At 51.1% G+C, this 14,739-nt stretch carries 13 protein-coding genes; 4 read left to right on the top strand and 9 right to left on the bottom strand.

Going from position 1 to position 14,739, the window contains the following annotated elements:
- Nucleotides 1-93: 93 nt before the first annotated feature.
- Nucleotides 94-1,383 (top strand): Gfo/Idh/MocA family protein, encoded by a 1,290-nt coding sequence (locus FDX22_RS26865; protein ID WP_146718039.1) that lies wholly within the window; start codon nucleotides 94-96, stop codon nucleotides 1,381-1,383.
- A 15-nt stretch (nucleotides 1,384-1,398) separates the two neighbouring features.
- On the opposite strand, the gene FDX22_RS26860 is transcribed toward FDX22_RS26865, so the two are convergent.
- Nucleotides 1,399-2,088 carry an LrgB family protein gene (locus FDX22_RS26860; RefSeq protein WP_115259693.1) on the bottom strand — a complete coding sequence of 230 codons (690 nt, stop codon included), beginning with the start codon at nucleotides 2,086-2,088 and terminating at the stop codon, nucleotides 1,399-1,401.
- Nucleotides 2,081-2,491, bottom strand: coding sequence for a CidA/LrgA family protein (locus tag FDX22_RS26855; RefSeq protein WP_115259694.1), 411 nt, complete (start codon nucleotides 2,489-2,491; stop codon nucleotides 2,081-2,083). Before FDX22_RS26855 ends, FDX22_RS26860 begins: the two co-directional genes overlap by 8 nt.
- A 101-nt stretch (nucleotides 2,492-2,592) precedes the next feature.
- Here FDX22_RS26855 and FDX22_RS26850 point away from each other — a divergent pair, with 101 nt between their 5' ends.
- Nucleotides 2,593-3,483, top strand: a complete 891-nt coding sequence (locus FDX22_RS26850) for a LysR family transcriptional regulator (RefSeq protein ID WP_115259695.1) — start codon at nucleotides 2,593-2,595, stop codon at nucleotides 3,481-3,483.
- Between the two features lie 73 nt (nucleotides 3,484-3,556).
- On the opposite strand, the gene FDX22_RS26845 is transcribed toward FDX22_RS26850, so the two are convergent.
- From FDX22_RS26845 to soxR, 4 genes are all read right to left on the bottom strand, one after another.
- A complete protein-coding gene (locus FDX22_RS26845) occupies nucleotides 3,557-4,048 on the bottom strand; it encodes a transposase (RefSeq protein WP_146718038.1) in 492 nt (163 codons plus the stop codon).
- A gap of 190 nt (nucleotides 4,049-4,238) precedes the next feature.
- Nucleotides 4,239-5,885, bottom strand: a complete 1,647-nt coding sequence (locus tag FDX22_RS26840; RefSeq protein ID WP_096758699.1) for a Na+/H+ antiporter — start codon at nucleotides 5,883-5,885, stop codon at nucleotides 4,239-4,241.
- A 158-nt stretch (nucleotides 5,886-6,043) separates the two neighbouring features.
- Nucleotides 6,044-7,393: a guanine/hypoxanthine transporter GhxP gene (gene ghxP / locus FDX22_RS26835; RefSeq protein ID WP_096758700.1), complete on the bottom strand. Its 1,350-nt coding sequence runs from the start codon at nucleotides 7,391-7,393 to the stop codon at nucleotides 6,044-6,046.
- Nucleotides 7,394-7,992: 599 nt separating this feature from the next.
- On the bottom strand, nucleotides 7,993-8,451 hold the full coding sequence (gene soxR, locus FDX22_RS26830) for a redox-sensitive transcriptional activator SoxR (RefSeq protein WP_096758701.1): 459 nt from the start codon (nucleotides 8,449-8,451) through the stop codon (nucleotides 7,993-7,995).
- Nucleotides 8,452-8,537: 86 nt separating this feature from the next.
- Between soxR and soxS the strand changes: the two genes are divergently transcribed.
- Nucleotides 8,538-8,861 carry a superoxide response transcriptional regulator SoxS gene (gene soxS / locus FDX22_RS26825; RefSeq protein ID WP_096758702.1) on the top strand — a complete coding sequence of 108 codons (324 nt, stop codon included), beginning with the start codon at nucleotides 8,538-8,540 and terminating at the stop codon, nucleotides 8,859-8,861.
- 2 nt (nucleotides 8,862-8,863) lie between these two features.
- Here the strand turns inward: soxS and FDX22_RS26820 are convergent, their stop codons facing one another.
- Nucleotides 8,864-10,450 (bottom strand): EAL domain-containing protein, encoded by a 1,587-nt coding sequence (locus FDX22_RS26820; protein WP_115259698.1) that lies wholly within the window; start codon nucleotides 10,448-10,450, stop codon nucleotides 8,864-8,866.
- Between the two features lie 548 nt (nucleotides 10,451-10,998).
- On the opposite strand from FDX22_RS26820, the gene FDX22_RS26815 reads away from it, so the two are divergent.
- Nucleotides 10,999-11,280 carry a YjcB family protein gene (locus FDX22_RS26815; RefSeq protein WP_096758704.1) on the top strand — a complete coding sequence of 94 codons (282 nt, stop codon included), beginning with the start codon at nucleotides 10,999-11,001 and terminating at the stop codon, nucleotides 11,278-11,280.
- An 81-nt stretch (nucleotides 11,281-11,361) separates the two neighbouring features.
- Here the strand turns inward: FDX22_RS26815 and FDX22_RS26810 are convergent, their stop codons facing one another.
- Nucleotides 11,362-13,671, bottom strand: coding sequence for an autotransporter outer membrane beta-barrel domain-containing protein (locus FDX22_RS26810; protein ID WP_146718037.1), 2,310 nt, complete (start codon nucleotides 13,669-13,671; stop codon nucleotides 11,362-11,364).
- 378 nt (nucleotides 13,672-14,049) lie between these two features.
- Nucleotides 14,050-14,583 carry a single-stranded DNA-binding protein SSB1 gene (gene ssb1, locus FDX22_RS26805; protein WP_096758705.1) on the bottom strand — a complete coding sequence of 178 codons (534 nt, stop codon included), beginning with the start codon at nucleotides 14,581-14,583 and terminating at the stop codon, nucleotides 14,050-14,052.
- Nucleotides 14,584-14,739: the final 156 nt, after the last annotated feature.

Raw genomic sequence — 14,739 nt, 5'->3', positions numbered from 1 at the left:
TCACTGTTGATAGCGCTACAGTACCAAAATGAAATTGAAACACTGTTTTTATTAAAAAAAACACGTTAATTCATTTTGAGAAAAGAGGATGCGATGAAGAAATATGCCCTGGTAGGAACCGGCGGGCGAGCGGGCCTGTATATCTCAGCGATTGGTGGGCAATGGAAGGAAAACGCCCGGCTGGTCGCCTTTTGCGACACCAACCGAACCCGTATGAACTACGCGAATCAGCTATTAAAAAATGAGGGGGCCGCTCCGGTATCCACCTGGAAAGCCGCACAGTTTGAAGACATGATCCGCGAAACCCGCCCCGATGTCATCATCGTGACCACTATGGACCGCACCCACGATGACTATATCGTGCGGGCGCTGCACGCGGGCTGTGATGTGATCACTGAAAAACCGATGACCATCGATGAGAAGCGCGCCCTGCGTATTCTCGACGCCATTGAAGAGACCGGACACGAGGTGCGCGTCGCTTTTAACTATCGCTATGCTCCGCATCACAGCAAGGTACGCGAGCTGCTGATGAACGGTGCCATTGGCGACGTCTTTTCGGTTCACTTTGAGTGGTTACTGAATACCGAACACGGCGCCGATTACTTCCGCCGCTGGCATCGGGAAAAGCGCAACAGCGGCGGCCTGCTGGTGCATAAATCAACCCATCATTTTGACCTGATGAACTTCTGGCTGGACAGCTATCCACAGCGTGTTTATGCCGAAGGCAGCCTGCGTTTCTACGGAAAAGAAAATGCCGAACGCCGCGGTGTGACGCAGTTTTATCCACGTGCTCATGGCTATGCGCAGGCCAAGGACGATCCGTTTGCACTGCAAATGGCGGAGAATCCGCAGCTTAAAGCGCTGTATCTGGATGCTGAACACGAAGACAACTATTTCCGAGATCAAAGCGTATTCAGCGATGGCATCACCATTGAAGACACGCTGTCGGTGCTGGTGAAATATCAAAACCAGGTACAGCTCACCTACTCGTTGAACACTTATCTGCCGTGGGAAGGACTGAACGTGGTGTTTAACGGTAGCGAAGGTCGCCTGGAGATGAAGATCGTGGAGAAATCATACGTCAATGCAGGCGGGGCGAGGGAGAACGAAGGCAGCCTGGAAAGCTGTGATATTACCGTTTTCCCGATGTTCGCTGCGCCCTGGCAGGCCGACTTCACGCTGGGCGAAGGTGGCCACGGCGGCGGTGATAACGCGATGCTGGCCGATCTGTTTGGCGAGCCGCGACACGATCCGCTGCAGCGAGCCGCCGACCATCGCGCGGGCGCCATGTCAATTCTGACCGGCATCGCCGGGAATCGCTCCATGCAGCAGCAGCGCCCGGTAAATTTTAAAGAGTTTGAACTGATTTCACGGCTGAAATAGCGTACGGGCCGCTGGTCAGAACATCAGCCTCGCGACCAGCGGTGCCACCAGCACCATCACCACGCCGGAAAGCATCATTACCAGGCTGGCAATCACCCCTTCCTGTTGGCCAAGCTCATAGGAGCGCGCGGTGCCTGCGCCGTGCGACGCCGCACCAAACCCAGCCCCTTTCGCCATCCCTTCACGAATGGAAAGGCGCAAAAACAGCATGTCGCCCACCGCCATACCGAATACGCCGGTGATCACCACAAACAGCGCCACCAGATCCGGTTGCCCGCCCAACGGCTCGGCCGCCGCCAGCGCAAATGGCGTGGTTACCGAGCGCACCGCCAGGCTGCGCTGGATTTCATCGGGTAACATAAACAGACGCGCCAGCCATACCGAACTGGTGACGGCCACCAGCGTTGCCGTCACCACGCCTGCCGTCAGCGACATCCAGTGACGCTTAATGACCGCGAGGTTATCGTAAACCGGCACGGCAAATGCGATGGTCGCCGGGCCCAGAAGCCACATCAGCCAGTGCGATTCACCAATATAGTTTTGCCAGGAGATATGCCCGAACACCAGCATCAGCACCAGCAGCGCGGGCGTGAGGACCAGCGGCATCAGCGGCAATGTCCGAAAACGACGATACAGGCGCTTGTTGGCAAAATAGATACCCAGCGTAATCACCAGACACAACACGCTTAACTGGAAATTACTCACGGTTTAACCTGCTCATTTCATAGCGATACACTTTATCAACCACCCACGCAGTGGCACCGAGCACCATCAGCGTGCTGATGGCAATAACGGCAAAAATGCGCCAGCCATCCACCAGCAACAGGTGCGTATAGTTCACCACGGCAACAACCGCCGGGACAAAAAACAGCAGCATTTCAGCCAGCAGCCAACGGGCGCCTGCGCGTATCCAGCTAAGCGGGATCACCCTGCACACAATCAGCGCCAGCATCAGTACCATCCCGACCAGGTTGGCGGGAAGCGGCAAATGTAGCCAGGAGACAAGATATTGAGCAAAAACAAATAAACCTGCGTACAACAGAACCTGAACGGGGACCTGGAGTCGATGAATAACCGCAGGCGTCACGCGGCTAATCGCCACAGCCATGAGGGAATGTCCGTAAAAAAGAGAGAGCGCCAGTATAGAGACCCTCCCCCAAGGACTGAAATGAATTAAACTCATTGCAGGCATAGTCTTAAGGAATAATCATGGATATCAGAACGCTGCGATATTTTGTTGAGGTGGTTCGCCAGCAGAGCTTTACCCGCGCGGCAGAGAAGCTGTTTGTCACCCAGCCGACCATCAGCAAAATGTTGAAGAACCTTGAAGACGAGCTGAACTGCACGCTGCTAATCCGCGACGGGCGGCGATTGTTGTTGACCGATACCGGACGTATCGTCTTTGAACGCGGCCTGGCAATCCTCGCCGAATTCCGCCAGCTTGAGGCAGAACTGAGCGATATTAACCATTTGAATAAGGGGATCCTGCGACTCGGTATCCCCCCGATGGTCGGCATGTTAATGGCCGGCCCCATCAGCCTGTTTCGCCAGCGTTATCCCGGCGTTGAGCTGAAAATATCAGAATTTGGTGGCTTAACCGTCCAGCAGGCAGTGATGAACGGCGATCTGGATGTGGCGATGACGGCGCTACCGGTCGAAGAAGAGAGCGGTCTGGCGACCTTGCCGCTTTTCAGCCATCCACTTTGCGTGCTGGTGCCGCGCTCCGGCCAGTGGACAACCTGTGATTCTATTTCCCCCGAGGCGCTGGCCGAGCACCCGCTGCTAATCTACAACGAAGATTTCGCCCTAAGCCGTCAGTTGCTGGAGTTGTTTAGCCAGCACCACGTCAAGCCACGCATTGCGGTACGCAGCGGACAGTGGGATTTCCTCGCTGCGATGGTACAAGCCGGGGTTGGGATCGCCATTTTACCAGAACCCATTTGCGAAAAACTGGATAAGCAGACGCTACGCTGGATCCCGCTGGAAAGCCATTTACGCTGGCAGTTGGGCATGATCTGGCGCGAAGGCGTGTATCTGTCGCACAGCGCACAGGCATGGCTAAAATGCTGCGAAGGGTTTTGGTTAACGCAGGAGACGTAAGTTGCCGGATGGCGGCGTGACCGCCTTATCCGGCCTACAATTGCGTTCCGTAGGCCTGATAAGCGTAGCGCCATCAGGCACGTTCACCAGCACGGAGGTCCGTTATCTCACCTGCCCAGTTCTCCGGATACAACCCCAATTTAACATCACGATGAAACGTTGAAAAAGGCCATGACTTCACCTGCTGCGCCCAACCATGTTTCACAGGATTAATATAAATGTAATCCACATGCTGGCAATAATCGCGCTCATCACGAATGGTATGTTCCCAAAAGCGAGGTTGCCAGATATGCCTGACGGATAACGATCGGGTGAAATGCTTTTTAATTTCCCGCCAGCGGGACGAAAAATCAGCGTCATTTTCAGGCAGCGTCCAGATGCAATGCATATGCTCAGGTAAGACGACCCACGCATTGATATGGAAAGGTTTAACCTTGTTTACCTCGGAAATAGCACTGCGAAGATGATAGATTTTTGATGTTAAAAGATGGCTTCTGCGGTCTTGTAGATTCACCGTAAAAAACCATGTCCCACCGTTGATGTAGTGACGCCGATAATCAGACATGTTTCCCCCTTTTCTTAACCGTATGGAGAAAAGAGGGAATCGACAAGACAAACAGATCAGTTCAGGAAAGCGGCTCGCAAATTCCGTAATGATAGATTTGCCGGATGCGGCGTAAACGCCTTATCCGGCCTACAGGCAATTATGCCCATTTCGTAGGCCTGATAAGCGTAGCGCCATCAGGCGCTACCGTTTATTGATTCTCTATCAGCAGTGCTTCCAGCAAATCCAGATCGTGCAGCAGTTTCTGCAGCGTTTCATTGCTGATTTCACGGGTGGCGCGCAGATGATACAGCTCTGCACGCTCCGAGCGCAGCGCCGCCAGACGGAAACGCCGTTCGAGGTTTTCTTCCTGCATCGAGCTTTCCACGTCGTTTCGCCCATCAGCACGACGGCGCAGGTTACCAATCACCCGCGAGCTCACCTCGGTCAGCAGCTGATTATCAATATTCTCTTCGCTATCCGCAGCCAGACGCTCTTCCATTTTCTGGATGGCTACAATCGCCACTTCCGCCGTCGCGGCACGGGCAATGCGGATCTCTTTTTGCTGCTGCGAGTGATCCGCCACTTCAAGATGCTGCAGCAGGATCGGCAGCATCACCACGCCAACAAACAGCGAGAACAGAATCACACCGGCTGCAAGGAAGATCAGCTCATAACGTGCAGGGAAGCCGCTGCCGTCAGGCAACAATAGCGGAATAGAAAGGACACCAGCCAGCGTGATAGCCCCACGCACACCCGCAAAGGATGCGATCAGGATTTCGCGCGTGGTCCACGAGCCAAACTCCATCGGCTTCTTCTTCAGAAAGCGCATGCTGAAGTTTTTCATGGTCCACAGCCAGCCAAAACGCACCAGCATCAGTGCCGCATAGATCAGCACGATATCGGTAAACAGCATCCACATTTCGACATTCGGATCGGCGTCTGCCGCCGCCAGCGAAGACTCCAGAATACCCGGTAACTGCAGCCCTAACAGCAGGAAGACCATGCCGTTAAACACGAACTCGAGCATGGCCCAGGTACTGTTTGCACGTAAGCGCATCGCCAGCGGAGCACGGCGCATGACACCTGAACGGGTAATCGTCATCCCGGCCGCCACCGCCGCGAGGATCCCGGAAACACCGATATGTTCCGCAATCAGATAAGAGGCAAACGGCAGCAGGAACAACAGGACGATTTGCGTGGCTGGCTCATCGCCACCCCAGCGGCTGAGAAAACGCAGGGAGCGACCGTACAGCCAGCTGACAACAAACCCAGCCAGGATACCGCCAATTGCCACCTTGAAGAATTCAACCGTCGCGCCGCCGACGGTAAACACCATCGTGCCCATCGCCACCGCGACAGCAAACTTGAGTGAAACCAGGCCGGAGGCGTCGTTCATTAACGCTTCGCCCTGCAGGATGCCCATGATTTTCTTCGGGATGCGGCCTTCACCGACAATGCCAGAAAGTGCCACGGCGTCAGTTGGCGACAGCACGGCGGCCAGCGCAAAAGCCGGGATCAGCGGAATGCCCGGCACCAGCCAGTAAATCATAAAGCCTATTCCGACCACCGTGACCAGCACGAGCGCCAGCGCAAGGCCGAAAATCTCTCGCCCATGCTCGAGAAACTCACGCGTTGGCGTCTTCCAGCCATCGGCAAACAGCAGCGGCGGGATAAACAGAACCAAAAACAGTTCAGGGTCGAACTCCACATGCAAACCAAACGTCGGCCACGCCAGCAAGGCGCCGATGGCGATCTGCATAAGGGGTAAAGGGAGTTGGAAGGGCAATACGCGAGTCACTACCCCCGACAGCGAGACCACAAGGGTCATGATGAGTATGGTAAAAAAGATTTCCATGCGTTCCCTGTTTGCGATGTTTCTTATGATATGCGACGAGAGGCGTCGTGCCTCAATTCTATCTTCCTCAGAGTAACGCAAAAGACAACGGGATGTGTTCCGAAAATAAAAACGGGCGGCAAAAGCCACCCGTTTTCAGGATCATCATGATGTGAGAATCAGATTGCCCAGCCGCCGGCATAGAAGGCCACCAGCGCGATAGAAATGACTACGGTACCGATGTTCAGTTTACGCCATTCACCGGAAACAATGCGTCCAATCACCAGCGTAGCAAAGCCGATCATAATGCCGGTAACGATGTTACAGGTCAGCACGATGAACACAGCAGTCACCAGACCCGCCATCGCATCCACAAAGTCTGCGAAGTCAATTTTCGCTACGTTGCTCAGCATCAGCAGGCCGACATACATCAGCGCCGGTGCGGTCGCGTAGGCAGGAACCAGATAAGAGAGCGGAGAGAGGAACAGGATCAACAGGAACAGCACGCCGACGGTGATCGCGGTCAGACCGGTTTTACCACCCGCCGCCGTACCCGCTGCGGACTCAATATACACTGCCGCAGGAGCCGCCCCCACCAGACCAGAGAACACGCTGCTCAGGGAGTCGGTGGTTAACGCTTTACCGCCATCAATAATCTGTCCGTCTTTATCCAGCAGATTCGCCTGCCCCGCCACGGCACGGATAGTCCCGGTCGCATCGAAGACGGCGGTCATCACCAGCGCCAATACGCTCGGCAGGACGATCGGGTTCAACGCCCCCATAATGTCCAGGCTGCCGATCAGGGAATTCCCTTCCGCATCGCTCAAAGAAGGCATGGCAAAAATACCGGAAAAATGCACGGTAGGGTCGAAAATCAGGCCAACAACAGAAATACCGATGATGGTCAGCAGGATGCCGCCCGGTACTTTCAGTTTTTCAAGGCCGATAATGACCGCCAGGCCAATCAGCGACATGATCACCGGGAAGGTATCGAAATCGCCCAGAGCAACCGGCAGGCCGTCCAGTGGGTTCTTAATCACCAGCCCAACGCCGTTTGCCGCAATCAGCAGCAGGAACAGGCCGATACCAATCCCCGTGCCGTGCGCAACGCCCTGCGGCAGGTTGCGCAGGATCCAGCTACGAATACCGGTCGCAGAAATAATGGTAAACAGGACGCCCATCAGGAACACCGCACCCAGCGCCACTGGCACGCTAATATGCTGCCCCAGCACCAGGCTAAATGCGGTAAACGCCGTCAGCGAGATAGCGCAACCAATCGCCAGCGGCAGGTTTGCCCACAGGCCCATTACAATAGAACCCACGCCTGCTACCAGGCAGGTCGCTACGAAAACTGCAGCCGGTGGGAACCCGGCTTTACCCAACATCCCCGGAACCACAATGACGGAGTAGACCATTGCCAGGAACGTCGTTAATCCGGCAACGACTTCCTGACGAACGGTACTGCCGCGGTGCGAAATTTTAAACCAGGCGTCGAGTGAGCCGCCGGTACGCGCTGAAGGCGTAGACATAGAAAACATCCCCTGAGAGTTTATTTTTCGTCAATATGCGTGATGGACAATCCACTGCCTGCTAAACGTTTTCTCCATGTGCCAGGTTTGCGCCAAAAGGGGTGTCGCAAAAAAGCAAACGTTTAGCTTCACGCATAAAAAACGGGTGGTAAAAAAAAGCAAACGATTATCCTGCGATCATACGGCGGTTTTCAACAGAACTTTGCCGCTTTTTATGCATTTCTTCTTATAGCGCACAAGAAATAGCCAACCGATGCGCAAACGTTATCGTTAATGCGCAATCTGGCAACAAATTTCGCTGGGTTATTGCAACATGCGCTACTATTTCAGGCGAAAAGTCGCACAGGAAAACAGGTGAAGATGCAGGAAAAATTTCGGCTAAAAAACCGCCAATTGACTGGCAATTGTCCTGGGGTGGCTTACAATTACTTTATCAACACAGACCGGAACCTCCACTACGTGCTCGACTGAGGGGTGTTGATGTCGGGGGAAACCCTCCCGTGAACCAGCGGGATAGAGTGAAAGACAAAGACCGGAACCAAACTAAAGCGCCCAGTTGTGGCGCTTTAGTTTTATACCCATCACCGGTTTCAAACTCATCAATCATCTTCCAGCAATCGCGCCCCAGTCCCCTGCTCACCAAGCTGATCGCCTGGGTTACGCAACGGACAATCACTGCGTGACAAACAGCCGCAGCCAATACAGCCGTCCAGCTCATCGCGTAGTGCCACCAGAGTATGAATGCGTCGGTCAAGCTCTTCGCGCCATTGTGAAGAAAGCTGCCTCCACTCCTTCGCACTGAGCGAGTGGCCTTCGGGTAATACACCCAACGCATCACCAATTGTTGCCAGCGGAATACCAATCCGTTGAGCAATCTTGATGATGGCCACATAACGCAGCACATCTCGTTTGTATCGACGCTGATTACCGCTATTGCGCATGCTGCTGATTAACCCTTTGCTTTCATAGAAATGCAGGGTCGATACTGCCACGCCGCTACGCTTTGCCACTTCACCAGGGGTGAGCAGCGCTTTAATCCGGGGTAATTTCTTTTCCATAAATCGCTTTACCTCAAGTTAACTTGAGGAATTATACTCGCCGACAGACAAAACGACGAATCGAATACTGAGAAAGAGGCTGCCATATGTCCCATCAGCAAATTATTCAGACACTTATTGAATGGATTGATGAACATATCGACCAACCGCTGAATATCGAAGCGGTCGCGAAAAAATCAGGTTATTCAAAGTGGTATTTACAGCGAATGTTCCGTACGGTGATGCGCCAGACGTTAGGCGACTATATTCGTCAGCGTCGACTGCTGCTGGCCGCCGTTGAGCTACGCAATACTGAGCGACCTATTTTTGATATTGCGATGGATCTCGGCTATGTATCGCAACAAACATTCTCACGTGTGTTCCGCCGCGAGTTTGATCGAACCCCCAGCGACTATCGCCATCGTTTGTAGAATTATTGCCCGCCCTGCGTCAGTATGGCGGGCGAGCGCTTAACCCAGTGCATGAACTCCTGCGGCGGCAATGCTTTCGCAAAGTACCATCCCTGACAAAACTGTACGCCGCGCTCCAGCAGCCAGCTGATTTGATCCGCTGTTTCGACCCCTTCTGCAATTGTCTTCAGGTGTAAACTTTGCGCCATTTCGATGATATGTTCGGCAATCATGTGGCTGGTACTGTTGGTGGTCAGCGTACTGATAAACGATTTATCGATCTTCAGAATATCCACATTCAACGAAGACAGATTGTGCAGATTGGAATACCCAGTCCCAAAATCATCAAACGCGACTTCATAACCCGCCTGACGAAATGCCTGAATAACCGGGGTCATCTTCTGCAAATCAATAAATCCGCGCTCGGTGACTTCAACCTTGATTTGCTGCGAACGTACAGAGTAGTCGCGTGATTTTTCAGCAATCAGCGCGATCAGCCGGGATGAATGAAAGTCGGAGGCAGAGAGATTTATTGAGATGTAAAGCTGAGGGTGTGCTGACAGAAAATAGCCCAAATCGTTGAACACTTCTTCGACCACATAATCCGTTATCTTCTCAATCATCCCTTCCTTTTCCGCCAGCGGAATGAATTCTGTCGGACTCATGACCTCACCTTTGCAACCGGGCCAGCGCAACAGCGCCTCGGCCCCAACGCATTGACCATTTTTGATATCAATGATCGGCTGGTAATGCAGGCAAAGCTGGCGTTTTTTGAGCGCGCGTTTTAACAGACGGCGAGGAGAATAGTATTGTTGGCGCGTACGCCACCACATCAGTAGGATCAGGATGCTACAGATCACGCCGAAAGGGAGCGTTAGTACAGCTTCATGATAGAAATTCTGATCAACGCGATCGTCCGTGGTCGACACAATAACCGCAATGGGCCGCTTTTCTGAATGCACGATGGTATAGAAACGATCGTCTTGCTGGAATGTCGGGGCATCGCCGCGTACCAGCGGCAGTAATTGCGCAACGTTTGACCCTTCACTGGCAGAGAAAAAGCTATCCGTTACCGTATCATAGACACCCCAGGCAAGGTCCGGATCATCAGACATGACCTCGCTGTAGGATAAAGGATTGATAACGACAACGTAGTTTCCTCTTTGCATATACGTCATTCTGTAGCCAGAAAAAAACGGCGTATCGCGATAGTAATAAATGGAGATGTCCGGCGTCCGCTTATAGTCAGCGGTGGGCATAATATATGAGGCTGGCGGCACCATCGACGTTGAGCACAAAAAATGATCGCCCTGCGCATAAATGAGATCGCTGATATATAAACGCCCACGAATAATATTCAGCATACTTTTTTGATGCGCCGGGGTACACATCTCCCCTTGATACAGTTGTGCCATATCACGCGCGAGATCGGCTTGCTGGATCACCAGCTCCGTTTTATTGAGGGCCAGCTGCGCAAAAGTGCGGAGTTGATTGCGGGTTTCGGACGTCGCCCTGACATGAGCAAACCATAACGCCAGTACCACGGGGAGCAATACCACCGTGAGTGTTCCAAGGAACCTCAGCGTCTTACGTCGCGCACTGTGAGTCATGTCAGCCCTATTTCCCTGTATCGTATATGCCAGTACCCATCAAGGCAGGATGCTATAAACGCCGGCTAGTTAAGTTGTATGAATCTATCAACATTCGCAACCGCCGTCTCTATGTAAAAGTCTGATAATAGCGGATGATGATATTCTTTTTCCGTAAGGCAAACTTAAAGTTAAGCTTATTTGAAAATAGCACACTGTAAAAGTCGTAATGTTTTATACGCGTTATACGGGCTTCGCATAAAAAATACATAAATTTTTTTAAAGATTAATTTAGGATAAAGATAACAAGCAGCGTAAATACACCTTCTATTACGAATGATGCATTCGCTCACCACACCCCATAACCACAATTAAATAAAGGTTATTAACCAATAAAAAGAGCGTCCCGCACTGGTGAACAAACGAACAGATGTGATATAGTTCACAAAAATCATGTAACAGAAACAGTGTTTCATTGATGTGCATGCCCGCCGATAGCCAGAGTGCCACACCTGTTGTGAACAACCCCGTGCTGTCCTGGGCATCAAGACTTTTTGAGGACGTTTTTCATGGCAACAATAACAACTGGCGTAGTTCTTCTGCGGTGGCAACTGCTGAGCGCAGTGCTGATGTTTTTAGCCAGCACGCTCAATATCCGTTTTCGTAAATCAGATTATATTGGCCTGGCCGTTATCAGCAGCGGTTTAGGGCTGGTTTTCGCCTGCTGGTTTGCAACCGGATTGCTCGGCATCACCCTGATGGACGTGTCCGCTATCTGGAATAACATCCAGTCTGTGATGGTAGAAGTGATGAGCCATACGCCGCCAGAGTGGCCGATGGTATTAAACTGATCAAAAGAAAGCGTCCGACTGAACTAAAATTTCAATCGGACGCTTATTTTTAGGTTAAGTGAACCCATTCAAAGCTATGAACTACCACTCCATACGGAAACCCGCGTTAACCTGCCAGTTCATATCAATGTCACCTCCCGCCGATCTTTCCAGATCAACATACAACCGGGAGTTATTGTTCTGAGTGAGATGGATATTGGTACCTATACCATAGTTGATCCAGGAGTCACTTCCCCCTTCGCTCACTTTCAGTGCGGCATCTTTACCCCAAACGGTGACATCACGATCGCCAGCAAACTCATGCAGCAAATCCAGCTTCACGTAAATATCGCTATCCGGGCGCGATTCAAACCGATAGCCTCCGCGCAATCCGACACGGCCAATAACGCTGTCTATATCGTTTTGACGGACTTTCAACCCACTACTGGTGGTGTAACTGGCCTCATCCAGATAGGTATACACGAGCTGACCTTGCGGTTCGATAAACGTAGAGTTTCCTAAGCTAAACTCGCGACCGTATTCTGCGCTGGCGCTGATTGACCATGTGCTGCTATCTGCAAAGCCAGAGTTGCCGTATGTGTTCCTGTAATTGAAGTCACTTTCATGGCGGCTATATTTCAGCACCAGATCCAGGTAATCTTGTTTCTCTGGGCGATTCCATGCAGCATAAAGTGAACCACCGTAGTTCTTGTTATCGCCAGTACCATAAGTGAAGTCGGCATTGCCTCTCATGTAATGCGCGGCAATCCCTCGCGTCCAGACAGACGATTCGCCTTCGTCTTTGTTGTCATAACCGAGTTGCCAGAAGCTATACAGGTTTTTGAAGTAGCTCCCAGTATCACTCTCTATTTCACCACCTTTATAGCGTATCCACAGACCATTTTGCTGCTGATCCTGGCGGAGTTCGCCTAAACGCTTATTCAGGCTGTCGATTTCAAGACGGGCGGTCGCCATTGCGTAGTTCAGCCCAGCATTGGCGATCACGGTGTTACTACCTGCGCTGGCTTTCGTCGAAACACCCGTGATATACCAGTTGGTACCGTACTGGCTTTGCGGATCGCCTTCACGGATATCAGAACGCAGCAGTGGTTTATAGTCATACACATACTCGTTCGTAATATCGACTTTATCGTACGCTTCGAATATCACATTACTTGCCGCATCGGCAACCCAGATATCTTCCTTCAAATCAGTGAGCTTGTTGATATTCAACGCTTCAATCGCATGTGTACCGCCGGTACTACTTTTAACAACTTCAATGAAGTCGCTGCCGTTACGTCGCTGCTCATCCGTTTTATTGGTATTGACATCAATCAGGAAAATACCGTTGTTCCCTTTCAAATCATGAATTTTAACGGTTTCGTTGATACTCTGATTGGTGTGCAGGTTAAAACCATGCAGGTTTACCGTACCGCCGTCTTTCAGGGTGATGGCACTGATTTCCGCATCTTTACCATCGGGGATCCAGTGGGCGTTATTCGCCAGCGTAAGGTTGAGATCGCCGCTCCATTTCCCGGTTTTTTCATCAAAGTAATTAGCTTCATGCCCATGCCAGTATGAGTCTGCACCATTGAGCGTAATATTCATCTGGCTTGTATTAGAATAAAGTTTATCACCGAAGTCGAGGTTACCTAATAGATTAACCTTGTTGCCTCCAGCCTGATTAATATTAACGACACCACCGTCTTTAGCACTGACCGCATCACTTTTTGATGAGCCTTCCGGGTAACCGCTATTGTTCTCCAGGAGTTCTTTAAAGTTACTGGCATAGGTATTAATGTAAACATCGCCACCGTTTGCCGTAATGGTTGAACCCGCGCCCCGCGCATAAATTCCGTTATTGGCCAGCGTTGCATCTTCGCCCTGTTTGGTGTGCTCAACTTCAGAACGAATGTACACATTGCCGTTCACAGACACATCCGCGCCACCGCCTACATATAACGCAGTATTGTTGTGTGTGTACTTATTGCCAATTAGGAAATTATTTTTAAGACTAAAATTGTCGACAGTCACTTTGGTGTCACTGCCTTCTGCAGACAACCCAAAGAAGGCTAACCCGGCACGATGCTCCTGCTCCGTGGTCCCGCTAATATTGACGTTGTAATTACCAATATGATACTCACCGCCCTGATCACTCGTGATGTTGCCAATCTTGACCTCAAGACCGTTACCTTCGCCTCGCACAGGATTATCAATTTTAACCGTAAAATCGTAGTTGTTGTCGCCGGCAATCGTATCTTTGATGCTGATACCAGGGAGCTCGGGGTCCTTACCGATATAGTTCAGTGTATAATCTTTAGCGAATGCTGCCCCAGAATATAGCGCATTACTAATGCTCACCGACAAGGCTAAAGGCAATATTACCTTAGCGTTATTCTTCCATTGATACATATATAGACTCCGAAGTACAAAAGAATATAGAAATATCAAGACGACTATCAAATCCTCATTAATAAAAAGAGATCGGAGAGCAATACACTTGTATCAATGATGAATTGACAATCTCAGAGCATTATTTAATGCGGTACATCACGCTGTCAATATTTTTTGAATCATGAAACAAATAACTTCGCAATAGTTTATTTAAATTTGATTACTATCAATGTTATTAATTGCATATATTAAAATAGCAATTATAAACAATGATTATATTTCGTTTTTTCCTTGCAAAATATTCGAATATTATATGTGAGAAGATCGTCAAATACAAAAAAGCCCCATTTTAAATGGGGCTTTTCATTCATTACGGTAATAATCGTTAAATCACGATCAGAACGGAATGTCGTCGTCAAAGTCGATTGGCGGTTCGTTAGACGGCGCTGCCGGAGCGGACTGCTGCGGACGAGACTGTGCACCGCCGCTGAACTGGTTGCCACCCTGCGGCTGCTGAGGCTGACCCCAACCACCCTGTTGACCGCCACCTGCATTACCGCCCGCCGGTGCACCGCCGCCCTGACGACCACCCAGCATTTGCATGGTGCCGCCGACGTTCACAACAACTTCAGTCGTGTACTTCTCGACACCTGACTGATCGGTCCATTTGCGGGTACGCAGCTGACCTTCAATGTAGACCTGAGAACCTTTGCGCAGATATTCGCTGGCGACTTCCGCCAGTTTGCCAAACAGCACAACACGGTGCCATTCAGTCTGCTCTTTCATCTCGCCGGTCGCTTTATCACGCCAGGATTCGGAAGTAGCCAGCGTAATGTTGGCAACTGCACCACCATTCGGCATATAGCGTACTTCCGGGTCCTGGCCCAGATTACCGACGAGAATCACCTTGTTTACGCCTCTGCTGGCCATGATCGTGTCTCCTGAAAAACGTTTCTTAATAAGTGTAAGCGCGGGATTGTAGCATTTCCAATAGCGCTTTTACTACGTTGAGAGGTGGATTCCAGTAAACAACCTCAGCCAGACATTGTTACACAGACACCTGCGTTTTGCATTCCAATACTGTAT

Origin of the sequence: Citrobacter sp. TBCS-14, assembly GCF_005280805.1 — a bacterium.
GTDB lineage: Bacteria > Pseudomonadota > Gammaproteobacteria > Enterobacterales > Enterobacteriaceae > Citrobacter > Citrobacter gillenii.
Note: the sequence above shows the minus strand (reverse complement) of the source record. Positions and strands in the feature narration are given on the sequence as shown.

Excerpts from the sequence above, each read along its gene's own strand:
- FDX22_RS26865 (WP_146718039.1), top strand. The coding sequence starts at position 94 with ATGAAGAAATATGCCCTGGTAGGAACCGGCGGGCGAGCGGGCCTGTAT.
- FDX22_RS26855 (WP_115259694.1), bottom strand. The coding sequence starts at position 2,491 with ATGGCTGTGGCGATTAGCCGCGTGACGCCTGCGGTTATTCATCGACTC.
- FDX22_RS26850 (WP_115259695.1), top strand. The coding sequence starts at position 2,593 with ATGGATATCAGAACGCTGCGATATTTTGTTGAGGTGGTTCGCCAGCAG.
- FDX22_RS26845 (WP_146718038.1), bottom strand. The coding sequence starts at position 4,048 with ATGTCTGATTATCGGCGTCACTACATCAACGGTGGGACATGGTTTTTT.
- FDX22_RS26840 (WP_096758699.1), bottom strand. The coding sequence starts at position 5,885 with ATGGAAATCTTTTTTACCATACTCATCATGACCCTTGTGGTCTCGCTG.
- ghxP (WP_096758700.1), bottom strand. The coding sequence starts at position 7,393 with ATGTCTACGCCTTCAGCGCGTACCGGCGGCTCACTCGACGCCTGGTTT.
- soxR (WP_096758701.1), bottom strand. The coding sequence starts at position 8,451 with ATGGAAAAGAAATTACCCCGGATTAAAGCGCTGCTCACCCCTGGTGAA.
- soxS (WP_096758702.1), top strand. The coding sequence starts at position 8,538 with ATGTCCCATCAGCAAATTATTCAGACACTTATTGAATGGATTGATGAA.
- FDX22_RS26820 (WP_115259698.1), bottom strand. The coding sequence starts at position 10,450 with ATGACTCACAGTGCGCGACGTAAGACGCTGAGGTTCCTTGGAACACTC.
- FDX22_RS26815 (WP_096758704.1), top strand. The coding sequence starts at position 10,999 with ATGGCAACAATAACAACTGGCGTAGTTCTTCTGCGGTGGCAACTGCTG.
- FDX22_RS26810 (WP_146718037.1), bottom strand. The coding sequence starts at position 13,671 with ATGTATCAATGGAAGAATAACGCTAAGGTAATATTGCCTTTAGCCTTG.
- ssb1 (WP_096758705.1), bottom strand. The coding sequence starts at position 14,583 with ATGGCCAGCAGAGGCGTAAACAAGGTGATTCTCGTCGGTAATCTGGGC.